This is a genomic window from Enterobacter sp. T1-1 (assembly GCF_000710795.1).
In the GTDB taxonomy this organism is placed as follows: Bacteria; Pseudomonadota; Gammaproteobacteria; order Enterobacterales; family Enterobacteriaceae; genus Enterobacter; species Enterobacter cloacae.
In genome coordinates, this window is the sequence record NZ_JALW01000032.1 from 1 (window position 1) to 16,949 (window position 16,949).

14 protein-coding genes and 1 riboswitch are annotated in these 16,949 nt (G+C 55.5%); of the genes, 5 read left to right on the forward strand and 9 right to left on the reverse strand.

Features of this window, described 5'->3' with window-relative positions; translation table 11 throughout:
- Nucleotides 1-256: 256 nt before the first annotated feature.
- Nucleotides 257-1,108 (reverse strand): glutamate racemase, encoded by an 852-nt coding sequence (murI, locus tag AK59_RS0112230; RefSeq protein ID WP_032618543.1) that lies wholly within the window; start codon nucleotides 1,106-1,108, stop codon nucleotides 257-259.
- Nucleotides 1,053-2,906, reverse strand: a complete 1,854-nt coding sequence (gene btuB / locus AK59_RS0112235) for a TonB-dependent vitamin B12 receptor BtuB (RefSeq protein ID WP_029882881.1) — start codon at nucleotides 2,904-2,906, stop codon at nucleotides 1,053-1,055. Before btuB ends, murI begins: the two co-directional genes overlap by 56 nt.
- Nucleotides 2,907-2,972: 66 nt before the next feature.
- A riboswitch (cobalamin riboswitch) is annotated at nucleotides 2,973-3,148 on the reverse strand.
- Between the two features lie 104 nt (nucleotides 3,149-3,252).
- On the opposite strand from btuB, the gene trmA reads away from it, so the two are divergent.
- Nucleotides 3,253-4,353: a tRNA (uridine(54)-C5)-methyltransferase TrmA gene (gene trmA / locus AK59_RS0112240; protein ID WP_013099295.1), complete on the forward strand. Its 1,101-nt coding sequence runs from the start codon at nucleotides 3,253-3,255 to the stop codon at nucleotides 4,351-4,353.
- Between the two features lie 79 nt (nucleotides 4,354-4,432).
- Here trmA and AK59_RS0112245 read toward each other — a convergent pair whose 3' ends face one another.
- Together AK59_RS0112245 and fabR are read right to left on the reverse strand one after the other, a co-directional pair.
- Nucleotides 4,433-4,792 (reverse strand): YijD family membrane protein, encoded by a 360-nt coding sequence (locus AK59_RS0112245; RefSeq protein ID WP_008501783.1) that lies wholly within the window; start codon nucleotides 4,790-4,792, stop codon nucleotides 4,433-4,435.
- A 9-nt stretch (nucleotides 4,793-4,801) separates the two neighbouring features.
- Complete coding sequence (gene fabR, locus AK59_RS0112250; protein WP_008501784.1) at nucleotides 4,802-5,440, reverse strand: HTH-type transcriptional repressor FabR; 639 nt, start codon at nucleotides 5,438-5,440, stop codon at nucleotides 4,802-4,804.
- 196 nt (nucleotides 5,441-5,636) lie between these two features.
- Between fabR and sthA the strand changes: the two genes are divergently transcribed.
- On the forward strand, nucleotides 5,637-7,037 hold the full coding sequence (gene sthA, locus AK59_RS0112255; protein ID WP_014833741.1) for a Si-specific NAD(P)(+) transhydrogenase: 1,401 nt from the start codon (nucleotides 5,637-5,639) through the stop codon (nucleotides 7,035-7,037).
- On the opposite strand, the gene oxyR is transcribed toward sthA, so the two are convergent.
- The 4 genes from oxyR to argC all read right to left on the reverse strand — a co-directional run bounded on the left by oxyR (nucleotide 7,020) and on the right by argC (nucleotide 11,499).
- Nucleotides 7,020-7,937 (reverse strand): DNA-binding transcriptional regulator OxyR, encoded by a 918-nt coding sequence (gene oxyR, locus AK59_RS0112260; protein WP_014833742.1) that lies wholly within the window; start codon nucleotides 7,935-7,937, stop codon nucleotides 7,020-7,022. The two genes, sthA and oxyR, sit on opposite strands and share 18 nt — an antisense overlap.
- 326 nt (nucleotides 7,938-8,263) lie before the next feature.
- The gene (gene argH / locus AK59_RS0112265) at nucleotides 8,264-9,637 is read right to left on the reverse strand and encodes an argininosuccinate lyase (RefSeq protein ID WP_029882882.1); all 1,374 of its coding nucleotides are present in this window, start codon (nucleotides 9,635-9,637) and stop codon (nucleotides 8,264-8,266) included.
- A 74-nt stretch (nucleotides 9,638-9,711) separates the two neighbouring features.
- Nucleotides 9,712-10,488: an acetylglutamate kinase gene (argB, locus tag AK59_RS0112270; protein WP_020686923.1), complete on the reverse strand. Its 777-nt coding sequence runs from the start codon at nucleotides 10,486-10,488 to the stop codon at nucleotides 9,712-9,714.
- Between the two features lie 6 nt (nucleotides 10,489-10,494).
- Nucleotides 10,495-11,499: an N-acetyl-gamma-glutamyl-phosphate reductase gene (gene argC / locus AK59_RS0112275; RefSeq protein ID WP_029882883.1), complete on the reverse strand. Its 1,005-nt coding sequence runs from the start codon at nucleotides 11,497-11,499 to the stop codon at nucleotides 10,495-10,497.
- A gap of 88 nt (nucleotides 11,500-11,587) precedes the next feature.
- Between argC and argE the strand changes: the two genes are divergently transcribed.
- The 3 genes from argE (at nucleotide 11,588) to AK59_RS0112290 (ending at nucleotide 16,604) form a co-directional block, all read left to right on the forward strand.
- Entirely contained in the window at nucleotides 11,588-12,739 is a 1,152-nt protein-coding gene (argE, locus tag AK59_RS0112280) for an acetylornithine deacetylase (RefSeq protein ID WP_013099301.1), read from the forward strand.
- 271 nt (nucleotides 12,740-13,010) lie between these two features.
- Nucleotides 13,011-15,662 (forward strand): phosphoenolpyruvate carboxylase, encoded by a 2,652-nt coding sequence (ppc, locus tag AK59_RS0112285; RefSeq protein WP_013099302.1) that lies wholly within the window; start codon nucleotides 13,011-13,013, stop codon nucleotides 15,660-15,662.
- Nucleotides 15,663-15,755: 93 nt separating this feature from the next.
- On the forward strand, nucleotides 15,756-16,604 hold the full coding sequence (locus AK59_RS0112290) for an AraC family transcriptional regulator (RefSeq protein ID WP_029882884.1): 849 nt from the start codon (nucleotides 15,756-15,758) through the stop codon (nucleotides 16,602-16,604).
- On the opposite strand, the gene AK59_RS0112295 is transcribed toward AK59_RS0112290, so the two are convergent.
- Complete coding sequence (locus tag AK59_RS0112295) at nucleotides 16,591-16,947, reverse strand: PTS fructose-like transporter subunit IIB (RefSeq protein ID WP_029882885.1); 357 nt, start codon at nucleotides 16,945-16,947, stop codon at nucleotides 16,591-16,593. The genes AK59_RS0112290 and AK59_RS0112295 overlap by 14 nt on opposite strands.
- Nucleotides 16,948-16,949: the final 2 nt, after the last annotated feature.

Below are 16,949 nucleotides of genomic sequence, written 5' to 3' on the forward strand. Positions count from 1 at the left end.
GATAAATTGTTAAAGAGCAGTGCAACGCGGCTTTCGCTCACCGTTGCGAGGTCCCGTATAATACGTTTTCCTCATTCAGAGTCAAGTGATTATTTTCACTTTTCTCTGTCGGCATTCATCTCTGAACCCCGCTAACCCGGCGGCTTGCAAGCCGTTGTTCCGTGTCAGTGGAGGCGCATTATAGGGAGTTCTCAGACGTTGACAACCCCTCTTTAAAAAAAAACGTTCAACCGTCTCTTTTTTGCTCAAAACCGTGCTACAGCGCGAGTTTTTCGAGCGTTTCAAACCCATAACGGCGCAAAACGGGTAAAAGTTGTTCAGTCTCGTTTGTTAGTGCCATACAAAACGCGATATTCGCATCGGCAGATTTGGCATCCGGCGCTTCATGTTCCAGCAGCCAGGCAGTACGACGGGCAATAGCCGCACCGGAATCCACCAGACGCGTCCCCTCCGGCAGTACTTCTAACAATTCTTCCTGTAAGAGCGGGAAATGAGTGCAGCCCAATACGACGGTATCCGGCGGTTCCGGCATACGCAGCCACGGGCGAAGAATACGACGCAGCTCCTCAAGTGGCACCGTCTTGCCATGCAGCTTCGCTTCAGCCATCTCCACCAGCTCTGCCGAACCGAGCATCGCGATCTGGCATTCATTGGCAAAACGATCGATCAATTCACGCGTATAAGGACGCTTCACCGTGCCGCGCGTAGCCAGCAGACCCACAATACCATTCGCAGTCAGGCGCGCAGCAGGCTTTATTGCGGGAACCACGCCCACAACCGGGAACTGAAATTTTGCGCGCAAGGCTGGCAGCGATACCGTGCTTGCCGTATTACAGGCGATGACTGCCAGCGCCAGAGGATAACGCTGCTGTACCGCGGTGACGATTTCAACGACACGCTCAACAATAAAGTCCTCGCTCTTCTCCCCATAAGGGAAAGCGACGTTATCGAAGGCGTAGATATAATGGAGATCCGGCAGGAGATGCCGAATCTCATCATAGACCGAAAGCCCACCGACGCCGGAATCAAATACCAGCACGGTGGGACGCGGATTAGAAGGTGTAGCTGCCAGACAAGGTGTATTCCCGTCCTGCAGTTTGGTAGCCATAAACTGTCTCGTAATCTTTATCGAACAGGTTGGCTATTTTACCACGAACTGTAAGGTGAGAGGTGACAGGATATGAAACTGCGACATCCCACAGGCTCACCCCGCCCATTTTCACGCGTTCTGACGTATACGTATCTGGATCGATCGCGACATCATAGCGGGTGCCGAGGTAACGGTAAGCGAGGTTCCAGTCGAGATCCCATACCTGCCAGTCAAGTTGATACTTAACCTGCTGCTTAGAACGGCGGGCCAGCACTTCATGAGTTTTGGCGTTACGCGGGTCAACATAATCATAGGAGATCTGGTGTCCAACCGGTCCAGTTTCGAACTGTGCCGTCGCTTCCACACCTTTAATACGCGCTTCGTCAACGTTGTAGTACCGATACGTATGCGGATCGCTGCTGATCAGGTTATCAATATCATTACGATAACCGGTGATACGCCAGTTGACCGGTCCCGTCAGGCCTTCAAAGCCCCCTTCCCACTGTTTACTCTCCTCCGGTTTAAGGTTCGGATTGCCGTAAGAAGCGCTGTGGATCTGGCTCATCGTCGGTGCTTTAAAAGCGGTGCCGTAGGAGGCAATCACGCGATAACCATCCACAAACTCCCACGCTGCGCTGGTTTGCCACGTGCCATGGTTGCCAAAGTTGGAGTTGTCGTCATTACGCGCCGCCGCTTCCAGCGTCACGCTGTTGAACTGCTGCATCGCAGACGCGAACACGCCGGTATTATGTTGCTCGTAACCTTTTTCCAGGTAACCGGTCCCGGCCTGCGTCTTCTGCTTTTGCCAGTCCAGGCCTGCGCCGATATTGCCATGGCCAACTTCTATAGTGTTGAGCCATTGGGTGGTGTACTGCTTCACGTCATCCATGGTTGCGGAATCAGCGTAGCGCCCTTTCTTCGGATCATAGTTCTGATCTTTACTGCGGCCGTAACCCGCCACCAGCTGTGACTGGAAAATCCCCTGGCTGTAACGCAAACCGGTATCCCAGTTCTGGCTGTAAAGCTGGCGAGTATCAGGTCGTCCATCCACCATAAAATTGGCGTCGTAATGATCGTAACCGTCATACGCGGTGCGGTTGTCATAACCAAAGCCACGGAAGAACCCGCTCACGCTGTCGGTAATTTGCTGTTCCACGGAGCCGTACAGCGATTTACTCATAAAACCATCGCGGTCAGGCTGGCGCGGCGCATCCTGGGCAGCAATATCAAAGCCGCGGGTATAGGTGTAGTTACCCGCCATAGTGATTTTGGTTTTATTCAGCACCTGCTGGAAAGTGCCATCATAGGTCTGGTAGCCTTTAGAGCCGACGCCCGCTGAGATTTCCGCACCCGGCTTATCACGCCCGGTGATGATGTTAATCACGCCGCCAATCGCGTCGGAGCCATACAGCGCAGAACGCGGGCCACGGACGTATTCGATTCGCTGAATCAGCGAGGTTGGGATTTGGCTCAGATCGGGAACATTGCTAATCCCGGCGCTGTTCAACGGTACACCGTCAATCAGGACCAGAACATGACGGGATTCAGTGCCGCGAATAAAGGTAGAAGAGGTGGCCCCCAGGCCACCGCTTTGCGCGATATCTACGCCCGGCAGACGTGACATAATCTCCACAACGCTCTTTGCCTGCCAGCGCTCAATATCTTCACGCGTCACCACGGACGTCGGTGCCAGAACTGTTTTTGCCGGTTGTTCAAAACGATTTGCTGTCACCACCAACGAGTCAGCGCTATCCTGCGCCCAGCCCGAAAATGCCGTAACGGACAACGCCGTTAACAGCGATACTTTTTTAATCATTGTTAAAGCATCCACAATATAAGAAGGATGCCGCAGGCCTCATCTATAGCACGCGATGATGAAACCAAATGCGACGTGATCCCGGCAGGTCTTCGGGCTGGGTGGCGTTTTGTGGATGAAGACTTCCCATTTTCACAGTGTCTGCAACTCTCATCCCGCCAGTCTTTACCGCTGCGCGTCAGCTCCAGATTTACACTGGATTCCCTTTTCACTCTCAGGAGACCGGAAACAGAATGCTACAATTAGACACGTATAGATGTCCAGATAGCTATTAGCCATTAAATCTGGACATCCACTGCACAATCCCTACAATCCCCGCGTAATTCTTTATCACTCAGGACGCATCATGACCCCCGAACACCTCCCGACAGAACAGTACGACGCACAGCTGGCAGAGAAAGTTGTCCGCCTGCAAAGTATGATGACGCCTTTCAACGCGCCCGTTCCTGAGGTGTTCCGTTCCCCCGTCAGCCACTACCGTATGCGCGCCGAGTTCCGCATCTGGCACGATGGCGACGACCTGTATCACATCATTTTCGATCAGCAGACTAAATCCCGTATCCGGGTTAACAGCTTCCCGGCGGCGAGTGAGCTGATTAACCAGCTCATGACTCTGATGATTGACGGTGTGCGCAACAACCCGGTGCTGCGCCATAAGCTGTTCCAGATTGACTACCTGACCACCCAAAGCAATCAGGCCATTGTCTCTCTGCTGTACCACAAGGCGCTTAACGACGAGTGGCGCGAGCAGGCAGAAGCGCTGCGCGATGCGCTGCGGGCGCAAAACATCAACGTTCACCTGATTGGCCGCGCGACAAAAACCAAAATCATGCTGGATCAGGATTACATCGATGAGCGCCTGTCGGTGGCAGGAAAAGAGATGGTTTACCGTCAGGTAGAGAACAGCTTCACCCAACCTAACGCGGCGATGAACGTGCAAATGCTGGAGTGGGCGCTGAAAGCGACCGAAGGGTCAAAGGGCGATCTGCTTGAGCTGTACTGTGGGAATGGCAACTTCTCGCTGGCACTGGCGCGCAATTTCGAGCGCGTACTGGCAACGGAAATTGCCAAACCGTCCGTTGCGGCCGCGCAGTACAACATTGCCGCCAACCATATCGACAACGTGCAGATTATTCGTATGGCAGCAGAAGAGTTTACGCAGGCCATGAACGGCGTGCGCGAATTTAACCGTCTTGAGGGGATCGATCTGAAGGGCTATCAGTGCGAGACGATTTTTGTCGATCCGCCGCGCAGTGGCCTGGACAGCGAAACCGAGAAGATGGTGCAGGCATACCCGCGTATTTTGTACATTTCCTGTAACCCGGAAACGCTGTGCAAAAACCTGGAAACATTAAGCCAGACGCACAAGGTTGAACGTCTGGCGCTGTTCGATCAGTTCCCGTATACGCACCATATGGAGTGCGGTGTTTTACTTACCGCACGGTGATCTGTAGGCCGGATAAGCGTAGCGCCATCCGGCGTTTTTGGCAGGTGGCGCTTCGCTTACCTGCCCTACAAATAATTCCTTACTCTGGCAACTGGCTCTTGCGGCTGCGCATGCGAGAGCCAATCCAGAACACCAGCGCCACAGACAGAACAGCAGGGAAGAAGTTAGAGCCGATATCCGGGTACTCTGCGCGCACCACCGTGCTGTACAGCAACACACCCAGAATAAAGCAGGCTGCGGCCAGGCCCGGTAACCCCACCGGCATGGTGCGGTTCAGATAACGCTGGTGCAGGCAGTAAACCGTCAGCACCAGGGCGATAAGCGGGAAAATCGAGAAGGGTACGATGGAGCTAAAAATTGCGGCAAACGTACCATTAATGGATAAGCCAGCGATCAATGCCAGCAACAGCGTCCCTTTATCCTGACCTGACTGTTTCATTACTCACCTTCACTCTTCGGTTTGATGTGCCAGTTTCTCTTGTTCACGGCGATACCAGTAGTACGCACCTTTGGAGATCATCCTGAGCTGCAATACCAGTCGCTCTTCGAGTTGCTTACGTTGTTCAATGCTGACATCCAGCGCTTCGGCACCTGCACTGAAAACAATCGTCACCATCGCTTCAGCCTGTGCTTCGGTGAACGCACGCGGCATATGGTTTTCGAGTTCAAGATAGTCGGCAAGTTCCGCAATGAAATGCTGAATTTCACGCGCGACAGCGGCACGAAATGCCGCTGACGTTCCTGAACGCTCGCGCAGCAACAGGCGAAACGCGTTGGGGTTATTGCCGATAAATTCCATAAAGGTCGACACGGAGGTACGGATAACGCTACCGCCTTTCGCGATACGCTGCCGCGCCTGGCGCATCAGCTGGCGCAGCATGAGCCCACTCTCGTCGACCATGGTCAGACCCAGTTCATCCACATCACGGAAATGGCGATAGAAGGACGTTGGCGCAATCCCGGCCTCGCGTGCGACTTCACGCAGGCTCAAACTGGCAAAACTCCGCTCAGCACTCAGTTGACTGAATGCAGCTTCCACCAGCGAACGCCGGGTTTTCTCTTTTTGTTGTGCTCTTACGCCCATCACGATAGTTGAATCCTTCCAAAGGTCTGATGGCACTATACCAGAGAATAAAATTAATCTGTTTACCTGGCTTTGTGAATGATTGTTTACGCGCGCTTTGTGCTCCACTGCCGGAAAAAAGCACAACGATAATTGGGTTACCCTGGCAATGATGTTATGATTCTGTTGCTTTTATGTATAAGAACAGGTAAGCCTTGCCATGCCACATTCCTACGATTACGACGCAATAGTTATTGGTTCCGGCCCCGGCGGCGAAGGCGCTGCTATGGGTCTGGTAAAACAGGGAGCCAGAGTAGCGGTCATTGAGCGCTACCATAATGTTGGCGGCGGTTGCACCCACTGGGGCACCATCCCTTCCAAAGCCCTCCGCCACGCCGTTAGCCGCATTATTGAATTTAACCAGAACCCTCTTTACAGCGACCACTCCCGACTTCTTCGTTCCTCTTTTGCCGATATCCTGAATCACGCAGATACCGTTATTAACCAGCAGACACGCATGCGTCAGGGTTTTTACGAGCGTAATCACTGCGAAATACTTCAGGGTAACGCGCATTTTGTGGATGAACATACGCTGGCGCTGGAGTGTCACGACGGTTCGGTTGAAACCCTCACCGCTGAAAAATTTGTTATCGCCTGTGGTTCCCGCCCGTATCATCCGGCAGACGTGGATTTCTCACACCCACGCATTTACGACAGCGATTCCATCCTCAGCCTGCACCATGAACCACGCCATGTGATTATCTATGGCGCGGGGGTGATCGGGTGTGAATATGCGTCTATCTTCCGCGGAATGGATGTCAAAGTTGATCTGATTAACACCCGCGACCGCCTGCTGGCTTTCCTGGATCAGGAGATGTCAGACTCGCTCTCCTACCACTTCTGGAACAGCGGTGTGGTGATTCGCCACAACGAAGAGTACGAGAAGATCGAAGGCTGCGACGACGGCGTGATCATGCATCTGAAGTCTGGCAAAAAGCTGAAAGCCGACTGCCTGCTGTATGCCAACGGCCGTACCGGTAACACCGATTCACTGGCGCTGGAAAACATCGGTCTGGAGACGGACAGCCGTGGTCAGTTGAAGGTTAACAGCATGTACCAGACTGCCCTGCCGCACGTTTACGCGGTCGGTGACGTGATTGGTTATCCGAGCCTCGCTTCCGCGGCCTATGACCAGGGACGCATTGCGGCGCAGGCGCTGGTAAAAGGCGAAGCGACGGCGCATCTGATCGAAGACATTCCAACGGGGATTTACACCATTCCGGAAATCAGCTCCGTGGGGAAAACCGAGCAGCAGCTGACCTCCATGAAGGTGCCTTACGAGGTGGGTCGCGCCCAGTTTAAACATCTGGCACGGGCACAAATTGTTGGCATGAGCGTGGGAACGCTGAAGATCCTGTTCCATCGCGAGACGAAAGAGATCCTCGGTATTCACTGCTTTGGTGAACGCGCGGCGGAAATCATTCATATCGGCCAGGCGATAATGGAGCAAAAAGGTGGCGGTAACACCATTGAGTACTTCGTTAACACCACCTTTAACTACCCGACCATGGCGGAAGCCTATCGGGTTGCCGCGCTGAACGGTTTAAACCGCCTGTTTTAACGCGTTGTCAAAATGGCCATCCATCGCACCACGGATGGCCTCTGCCAGCTGCTCATAGCGGCTGCGCAGCGGTGACCCCGGACGATAAACCAGACCTATAGTACGACGTGGCTCTGGTTTAATGCACGGCAGGTAAACCACACCGTCGCGTTTACGCTCGCGCGGCACGGCCAGCGCAGGCAGCAACGTAATACCACTTCCCGCCGCCACCATATTACGCAGCGTTTCCAGGCTGGTTGCGCGGAAATGGGTATCTTCATCCGCTCCCGCTTCAAAACAGAAGCCCATCGCCTGATCGCGCAGGCAGTGGCCATCTTCCAGCATCAGCAGCTTTTCACCGGCCAGATCGGCCATCGGCACGCGATCGCGGTTCGCCCACGGGTGATCTTCGTAGATCGCCAGCATCATCGGCTCGTCAAACAGCGGCACTTCGATAAAGGCTTCGCTCTCTTTTACCAGCGCCAGAATGGCGCAGTCGAGCTTGCCGCTATCTAACTGTGCCAGCAGCTGATGGGTTTGCGCTTCATGCAGATACATTTCGAGTTTCGGGAACGTCTGGTGCAGCATCGGAATGATGTGCGGCAGAAGGTACGGACCAACGGTTGGGATCAGGCCAATATGCAGCGGGCCGGACATGGTCTCCCCTTGCTGACTTGCCATTTCCTTGAGCACTTTGACCTCGCGCAGCACGGTGCGCGCCTGATCTACCAGCAGCAAACCCGCCTGAGTGAACAGCACTTTACGACTGGTGCGCTCCAGCAGCATCACGCCCAGCTCATCTTCCAGCTTGCGGATCTGACCGCTCAGCGTAGGCTGGCTGACGTGGCAGGAATCTGCCGCACGGCGAAAGTGGCGATGCTCGGCTAACGCTACCAGGTATTCAAGATCACGAATATTCATTATTCATCCTCCGTCGCCACGATAGTTCATGGCGATAGATAGCATAGCAACGAACGATTATCCCTATCAAGCATTCTGTTGAATAATACACCACATAGACGAGGCGGCACGTGTTTGACCCTTGACGTCCCCGCACCGTCAGCGAGTTTCTCTCAAAACTCGAACAACTAAAGCCAACGTGAACTTTTGCGGACCCCGTGGTCCGCTTTTTTTTGCGTAAAAAAGCCCGGGGGTAAAAGCAAAATGGCAACCGAAGTTGCCATTTTTAGGGTTTGCTCCCTCTCCCTGTGGGAGAGGGCCGGGGTGAGGGCACCAGCCCGCACAAATCAAACCAACCGGTTTTTCGCGTCCGCAATCGCCTGCGCCACCTGCTTCGGCGACACACCGCCTTTCGCCGCACGCTTATCCAGGCATGACTGCAACGACAGAATCAGGTACACATCCTCCCCGATAACCGCACTGAATTTCTGCAGGTCGGCAAGCGCCAGCTCTTCCAGCGGTTTCCCCTGACGAATCGCTTCCACTACCGCTTCGCCCACAATGTGGTGCGCTTCACGGAACGGTACGCCTTTCGCTACCAGGTAATCCGCCAGTTCGGTCGCGTTTGCATAACCCTGCTGCGCCGCTTCCTGGCAACGAGGACGTTTCACCTGAATGCCGTCCAGCACCAGCGCGCCCATATGCAGGCAGTCCAGCCAGGTGTCGAGCGCGTCGAACAGCCCTTCTTTGTCTTCCTGCATATCTTTGTTGTACGCCAGCGGCAGCCCTTTCAGGGTCATCATCATGCCGGTCAGTGCGCCCTGTACGCGGCCACACTTCCCGCGGATCAGCTCCAGCGCATCCGGGTTTTTCTTCTGCGGCATCAGGGAAGAGCCGGACGTCACACGGTCAGACAACTCCACAAATCCGGCTTCGCCAGAGTTAAAGAAGATCAGGTCTTCGGCAAAGCGTGACAGGTGGACCATCCCGATAGAAGCATTCGACAGCAGTTCCAGCACGTGGTCACGGTCAGAGACGCTGTCCAGACTGTTACGGGTGGCAGACGCAAAGCCCAGCCAGCCTGCCAGCTGCTCGCGGTCAATTTCATATGCCGTACCCGCCAGTGCACCGCTGCCCAGCGGGCTGACGTCCAGGCGCTTCAGGGTATCCTGCAGACGGCTTTCGTCACGCGCCAGCATCTCGACATAGGCCAGACACCAGTGCGCAAAGGTCACCGGCTGCGCACGCTGCAAATGGGTATAACCCGGCATCACCGCGTCCTGGTTGTTCTGTGCCGTTTCCACCAGCGCGCTCTGCAGCTGACGGTTAGCCACCAGCAGCTCCGCGACGGTATCTTTACACCACAGCTTCAGATCGGTCGCGACCTGGTCGTTACGGCTACGGCCGGTGTGCAGCTTTTTACCCAGCTGGCCAACTTTGTCGATCAGTTTGCCTTCTACCCAGCTGTGAATATCTTCGGCATCGCTTTGCAGAATTTGCTGCGGATCCAGACGCACTTCTTCCAGCAGATTATTGAGCGCCTCTTCCAGCTGCTGCTGCTCCTCTGCGGTCAGCACGCCCACCGTCACCAGCGCTTTGGACCAGGCCACAGAGCCGACGATATCCTGTTCGGCCAGGCGGTAGTCGAAGCGCAAAGAGTCGTTGAACTGTTTGAACCGTTGATCCGCTGCCTGTGTAAAACGCCCACCCCAAAGTGCCATAACATCGTTCCTTTATTCGTTAGTTCCGCCGGATGGCGCTGCGCTTACCCGGCCTACGGTCATTCATTAATAACTTACGCTAAAATACGCGTGCCAATTGGCGTGCCGTTAAACAGCGCCGGAAGCTGCTCCGCGTGACGCCAGGAGGCGATATCCACCGGGCGCCCGAGCGTACGGGCGGCATCCAGCGCGGCATTCACTTTGACGATCATCCCGTCGGTAATAATGCCCTGGGCGATCAGCTGTTCGGCTTTTGCCGCGGTCATTTCCGCAATGCGCTGGCCTTTGCCGTCCAGAATACCGCTCACATCGGAGAGCAGGATCAGGTCCGCGCCCAGCGTTGCCGCCAGTGCCGTTGCCGCCTGGTCCGCATTCACGTTCATCAACTCACCCTCTTCGGTCACCCCGATAGAGCTCACTACCGGCAGGAAACCGCCTTCCAGCAGCGTGTTAATCAGCTTAGGCGAACCTGGCTGCGCCAGTCCAACGTGGCCGAGTTCTTCATCGAGCTGGGTCACTTTTACGCTGTCGCCGTCGCCCAGATAGAGGCCAACGGAGGCAATGTGGTGTTTCTTCGCCCAGGACAACAGAGTCTTATTTGCCGTACCTGCCAGCGCACCGGTGATGATGTCAATCTGGTCGGCAGGCGTCACGCGCAGGCCGTTTTTCTTTTTCACCGGCAGGTTGAGCCCTTTCATCAGCTCATCCACCACGCAGCCGCCGCCGTGCACAATCACCAGCGGACGCTGGTGCGATTCGCGATAGTTAACCAGCGCGGTAAACAGACGCTCCAGCGCTTCTTCGCTGTCCAGCAGTACACCACCGAGTTTGATAATTAATGGGTTCATCATCACACCTTAAATAAGAGCCTGCGTTTCCGGGAAACCGAAACGAATATTTGCACACTGCATTGCCTGAGCGGCAGCGCCTTTGAGTAAGTTATCTTCTGCTGCCACCACGATCAGATGCTCGCCCTGCACGGCATAGCCGATGTCGCAGAACGGCAGGCCAACCACGTTTTTCAGCGCGGGCACGCCTTTGTCGTAGAGACGCACCAGCGGTTTATCCGCATACGCTTGAGTAAAGGCCTCGCTCACCTGGTCTTTGGTCACGCCCGGTTTCAGGCGGCAGGTAATGGTTTCGAGGATCCCACGCGGGAAGCTGCCCAGGTGCGGTGTAAAGATGACATTGGCCCCCAGATGGGTAGTGATTTCCGGATGATGGCGGTGATTAAACACGCCATACGGCTGCAGGCTGACTTCACAGAAGCTGTTAGAAATAGCAGCCTTGCGTCCGGCACCGCTGACACCACTGGTGGCGTTGATCACCGGCCACTGGTTCAGATCCAGCAGGCCTGCGTCGATCAGCGGCTTCAGAGAAAGCTGTGCGGCCGTCGGGTAGCAGCCCGGCACGGCAATCAGATCGGCTTCTTTCAGCTTGTCTGCGCTCCACTCCGCCAGCCCATACACGGCTTTTGCAAGCAGGTCCGGGTGCTGATGGGTAAAGCCATAATATTTTTCGTAGAACGCGCCGTCGTTAACACGGAACGCGCCGGAGAGGTCGAACACCACGCAACCGGCCGCCAGGAATTGCGGCGCCAGGTCGTGACTGACCTCGTGCGCGGTGGCCAAAAACACCACGTCGACGCCGTCAGTGAACTCGCTGATGTCAGACATTGGCTGCAGTGGCAAGTCGACAATGCCCTTAAGCCACGGATGCAAATCGGAAATTAACTTTCCTGCATCATTGCTTTGCGCTGACACGGTCAAAGCGGTTATGGTCATATGAGGATGGCGATTCACGTAGCTTACAAGCTCTGCGCCCGCATAACCGCTAGCGCCTACAATCAGCGTATTCAACATCGGGTTCCTTTATGCTCAACGTTAATGTATTTTTATTCACATTTATTGCATGAATATTGATACTATCACGACCTAAGGTGTGTCAACAATGAAAATGAACTTACCGCCATTTATCGAGATTTACCGCGCCCTGATTGCCACACCCTCCATCAGCGCGACCGAAGAAGCGCTGGATCAGAGCAATGAGTCTTTAATCAATCTGCTGGCGGGTTGGTTTAGCGATCTTGGGTTTAACGTTGAGGTTCAGCCCGTACCTGGAACACGCCATAAATTTAACCTGCTCGCCAGTACCGGACACGGCGCAGGCGGACTGCTGCTGGCCGGTCATACCGACACGGTGCCCTTTGACGATGGCCGCTGGACCCGCGACCCGTTTACCCTGACCGAACATGACAACAAGCTTTACGGCCTTGGCACCGCCGACATGAAAGGCTTCTTCGCCTTTATCCTTGACGCGCTGCGTGACGTGGACGTGACAAAACTGAAAAAGCCGCTCTACATTCTGGCGACCGCCGATGAAGAGACCAGCATGGCGGGGGCGCGTTACTTCTCAGAAAACACATCGATTCGCCCGGATTGCGCCATCATCGGTGAGCCAACGTCATTACAACCGATCCGTGCGCATAAAGGCCATATCTCCACGGCAGTGCGCGTGATGGGCCAGTCCGGCCACTCCAGCGATCCGGCGCGTGGCGTCAACGCCATTGAACTGATGCACGACGCCATCGGCCGCATCATGACTCTGCGCGACGAACTGAAAGAGCGGTATCACTACGACGCCTTCACCGTGCCGTATCCAACGCTGAACCTCGGTAGCCTGCACGGTGGAGATGCCTCTAACCGTATCTGCGCCTGCTGTGAGCTGCACATGGATATCCGTCCGCTGCCGGGCATGACGCTGAGCGATCTCGACGGCTTGCTGACCGAAGCGCTGGCCCCGGTAAGTGAACGCTGGCCTGGCCGCCTGACGGTGTCTGAACTGCATCCACCGATCCCGGGTTATGAATGTCCACCGGATCATCAGCTGGTTGAAGTGGTGGAAAAACTGCTCGGCGAGAAAACCGACGTGGTGAACTACTGCACCGAAGCGCCGTTTATTCAGACGCTGTGCCCTACGCTGGTACTTGGCCCAGGCTCCATCAACCAGGCGCACCAGCCGGATGAATACCTGGAAACCCGCTTCATCAAGCCCACCCGCGAACTGATTACCCAGGTCGTGCATCACTTCTGCTGGCATTAAAACCGCACCGATTAGTCCCCTCTCCCGGTGGGAGAGGGTTAGGGTGAGGGCAACAAATCCCGCGATCTCCGTCACATTCCCATAAGCATCTCTTATCTGACGCAATGCGAATTAAATTTCGTAAATTGCCCGCATTTATTCGTTTGCTGAACCGTTTTCGCAGCAATTGACGACGGGGGTTTTACGTGGCTTTATAAAGGGAGATGACAAAATAATGTCCAGAAGATTTTCGCATGGGCATAAACAAAAATGATGGGGTGACTGGGTTTTTATGAACGAACAATATTCCGCGTTGCGTAGTAATGTCAGTATGCTCGGCAAAGTGCTTGGAGATACCATCAAAGATGCGTTGGGGGAAAACATCCTCGACCGCGTTGAAACCATCCGCAAGCTGTCTAAATCTTCCCGTGCCGGTAACGAAGCGAGTCGTCAGGAGCTGCTCACCACCTTGCAGAACCTCTCTAACGATGAGCTGCTGCCCGTTGCACGCGCATTCAGCCAGTTCCTGAACCTGGCAAACACGGCTGAGCAATACCATAGCATTTCGCCAAACGGCGAAGCTGCCAGCAACCCGGAAGTCATTGCCCGTACGCTTCGTAAACTCAAAGACCAGCCAAACCTCAACGAAGCCACCATTAAAAAAGCGGTGGAGTCCCTTTCGCTGGAGCTGGTGCTGACTGCCCACCCAACCGAAATCACCCGTCGCACCCTGATCCACAAAATGGTCGAAGTGAACAACTGTCTGAAACAGTTGGATAACAAAGACATTGCCGACTACGAACGTAACCAGCTGATGCGCCGTCTGCGCCAATTGATTGCGCAGTCCTGGCACACCGATGAAATTCGTAAGCATCGCCCAAGCCCGGTAGACGAGGCCAAATGGGGCTTTGCGGTGGTGGAAAACAGCCTGTGGGAAGGGGTGCCGAACTACCTGCGTGAGCTGAACGAACAGCTGGAAGCAAACCTAGGCTATCGCCTGCCAGTAGATTTTGTCCCGGTACGCTTTACCTCCTGGATGGGCGGTGACCGCGACGGTAACCCGAACGTGACGGCGGAAATCACCCGCCACGTGCTGCTGCTGAGCCGCTGGAAAGCCACCGATCTGTTCCTGAAAGACATTCAGGTGCTGATCTCCGAGCTGTCGATGGTGGAAGCAACGCCAGAACTGCGCGCGCTGGCTGGTGAAGAAGGTGCCAGCGAGCCGTATCGTTTCCTGATGAAAAAACTGCGCAGCCAGCTGATGGCGACCCAGGCCTGGCTGGAAGCACGCCTGAAAGGCCAGCGCCTGCCGAAGCCGGAAGGTCTGCTGAGCCAGAACGAACAGCTCTGGGAACCGCTATACGCTTGCTATAAATCACTACAGGCCTGCGGGATGGGCATCATCGCCAATGGCGAACTACTCGACACCCTGCGCCGCGTGAAGTGTTTTGGCGTGCCGCTGGTGCGTATCGACGTGCGTCAGGAGAGCACCCGCCATACCGAAGCGCTGGGCGAACTGACCCGTTATCTTGGCATTGGCGACTACGAAAGCTGGTCTGAAGCCGACAAACAGGCCTTCCTGATCCGCGAGCTGAACTCCAAGCGTCCTTTGCTGCCGCGCAACTGGGAGCCAAGCAACGAAACCCGCGAAGTGCTCAACACCTGTAAAGCGATCGTGGATGCGCCAAAAGGATCGGTCGCCGCCTATGTGATCTCGATGGCGAAAACCCCGTCCGACGTGCTGGCCGTTCACCTGCTGCTGAAAGAAGCCGGTATCGACTATGCCCTGCCGGTCGCCCCGCTGTTTGAAACCCTCGACGACCTGAACAACGCCAATGATGTAATGACCCAGCTGCTGAACATCGACTGGTATCGCGGCTTTATTCAGGGCAAACAGATGGTGATGATCGGCTATTCCGACTCCGCAAAAGATGCGGGCGTGATGGCGGCATCCTGGGCGCAGTATCAGGCGCAGGACGCGCTGATCAAAACCTGCGAGAAAGCCGGTATTGAGCTGACGCTGTTCCACGGTCGCGGTGGCTCCATTGGCCGTGGCGGTGCGCCTGCGCACGCGGCGCTGCTCTCTCAGCCGCCGGGAAGCCTGAAAGGCGGCCTGCGCGTGACCGAACAGGGCGAGATGATCCGCTTCAAATACGGCCTGCCGGAAGTGACCATCAGCAGCCTGTCTCTCTACACCAGTGCGATTCTCGAAGCAAACCTGCTGCCACCGCCGGAGCCGAAAGAATCCTGGTGCCGCATTATGGATGAGCTGTCTGACATCTCGTGCGACCTGTACCGCGGCTACGTGCGTGAAAACAAAGACTTCGTACCTTACTTCCGCTCTGCTACGCCAGAGCAGGAGCTGGGCAAACTGCCGCTGGGTTCACGTCCGGCCAAGCGTCGTCCGACCGGCGGCGTGGAGTCTCTGCGTGCAATCCCGTGGATCTTCGCCTGGACGCAGAACCGTCTGATGCTGCCAGCCTGGCTGGGTGCCGGTGCGGCGCTGCAGAAGGTGGTGGAAGATGGCAAACAGAACGAACTGGAAACCATGTGCCGCGACTGGCCATTCTTCTCTACCCGTCTGGGTATGCTGGAGATGGTCTTCTCGAAAGCTGACCTGTGGCTGGCGGAATACTACGATCAGCGCCTGGTGAAACCAGAGCTGTGGGCGCTGGGTAAAGAGCTGCGCGAACTGCTGGAAGGCGACATCAAAGTGGTGCTGGATATCGCCAACGACTCCCATCTGATGGCCGATCTGCCGTGGATTGCCGAGTCTATCCAGTTGCGTAACATCTATACCGACCCACTGAACGTCCTGCAGGCGGAGCTGCTGCACCGTTCGCGTCTGGCGGAAGAGGAAGGTAAAGATCCGGATCCACGCGTTGAACAAGCACTGATGGTGACAATTGCGGGCGTTGCAGCGGGTATGCGTAACACCGGCTAATGCTCACTGCCCGGCGGCGCTTCGCTTGCCGGACCTACGACAGGTAGGCCGGGTAAGCGAAGCGCCGCCGGGCAATACCTCGGTATTTACACCATGCAGCATGATATTACCCACATCCTGACTGACCTGATTAGCGGTACGATGCCGCTACGTCAGGTTCATTTCGCCAACCCCGCCCTCTGCGCACCCGAACTCGCCCTGCAGGTTGATTTCCCCCGTCTGGAGATCGTGCTCGAAGGCTCGGTGAAAGACCAGGCGGCTTGCGTATTACAGCAGGGTGATGTTTTATACGTCCCGGCGGGAGGCTGGAACGATCCGCAATGGCAAACGCCCGCGACAACGCTGAGCATCCTGTTTGGTAAACAGCAGCTTGGATTTAGTCTTTTACACTGGAACGGCGTGGATGCTCGTAATCTTGCAAAACAGCACGTCGCCCGTCGGGGGCCACGCATCGGATCCTTCCTGTTACAGACGCTTCATGAAATGCAGATGCAGCCGCACGAGCAGCAAACAGCGCGACTGATTGTTGCCAGCCTGCTTAGCCACTGCGTCGATTTGTTGGGTAGCCAGATCCAGACCGCCTCCCGAAGTCAGGCGCTGTTTGAAGCTATTCGCGTTTATATCGATGAACATTATGCGACCCCGCTTACCCGGGAATCCGTAGCGCAGGCGTTTTACATCTCTCCGAACTATTTATCGCATCTTTTTCAGAAAACCGGCGCGGTAGGTTTTAATGAGTACCTGACCCACACGCGGCTGGAGCACGCGCGTCAGTTGCTGAAAGGGTATGACTTAAAGGTAAAAGAAGTGGCGCATGCCTGCGGTTTTGTCGACAGTAACTATTTCTGCCGTTTATTCCGTAAAAACACGGAGCGCTCGCCGTCGGAATACCGTCGTCAGTATCACAGCCAGCTAATCGGAAAAGCGGCTAATCCAGAATGACCTGCGTATGCTGCGGTGCGGATACCATTTTTCGTACCGCTGCCATGACCTTTTGCGGGTCCCGCAGGAAAGCATTAATGCCGCATTTCACATAGCGGGCGGATTCGAAGCGTTCGTTGCCCGCCAGCTCAATATCCGTGATAAGTAATACGACATCGGCGCGGCGGATATCGTCCTCCGTCAGCTCACTTTCAATACCTAACGCCCCTTGCGTCTCAATGCGCACTGACCATTTCTCCTGCTGGCAAATCCGCTCCAGCCGTTCTGCGGCCATGTACGTATGTGCCACGCCGCTCACGCACGCGGTTACCGCCACCAGATGACGCCCTGCTATTACTGTCATTT

Excerpts from the sequence above, each read along its gene's own strand:
- murI (WP_032618543.1), bottom strand. The coding sequence starts at position 1,108 with ATGGCTACCAAACTGCAGGACGGGAATACACCTTGTCTGGCAGCTACA.
- btuB (WP_029882881.1), bottom strand. The coding sequence starts at position 2,906 with ATGATTAAAAAAGTATCGCTGTTAACGGCGTTGTCCGTTACGGCATTT.
- trmA (WP_013099295.1), top strand. The coding sequence starts at position 3,253 with ATGACCCCCGAACACCTCCCGACAGAACAGTACGACGCACAGCTGGCA.
- AK59_RS0112245 (WP_008501783.1), bottom strand. The coding sequence starts at position 4,792 with ATGAAACAGTCAGGTCAGGATAAAGGGACGCTGTTGCTGGCATTGATC.
- sthA (WP_014833741.1), top strand. The coding sequence starts at position 5,637 with ATGCCACATTCCTACGATTACGACGCAATAGTTATTGGTTCCGGCCCC.
- oxyR (WP_014833742.1), bottom strand. The coding sequence starts at position 7,937 with ATGAATATTCGTGATCTTGAATACCTGGTAGCGTTAGCCGAGCATCGC.
- argH (WP_029882882.1), bottom strand. The coding sequence starts at position 9,637 with ATGGCACTTTGGGGTGGGCGTTTTACACAGGCAGCGGATCAACGGTTC.
- argB (WP_020686923.1), bottom strand. The coding sequence starts at position 10,488 with ATGATGAACCCATTAATTATCAAACTCGGTGGTGTACTGCTGGACAGC.
- argC (WP_029882883.1), bottom strand. The coding sequence starts at position 11,499 with ATGTTGAATACGCTGATTGTAGGCGCTAGCGGTTATGCGGGCGCAGAG.
- argE (WP_013099301.1), top strand. The coding sequence starts at position 11,588 with ATGAAAATGAACTTACCGCCATTTATCGAGATTTACCGCGCCCTGATT.
- ppc (WP_013099302.1), top strand. The coding sequence starts at position 13,011 with ATGAACGAACAATATTCCGCGTTGCGTAGTAATGTCAGTATGCTCGGC.
- AK59_RS0112290 (WP_029882884.1), top strand. The coding sequence starts at position 15,756 with ATGCAGCATGATATTACCCACATCCTGACTGACCTGATTAGCGGTACG.
- AK59_RS0112295 (WP_029882885.1), bottom strand. The coding sequence starts at position 16,947 with ATGACAGTAATAGCAGGGCGTCATCTGGTGGCGGTAACCGCGTGCGTG.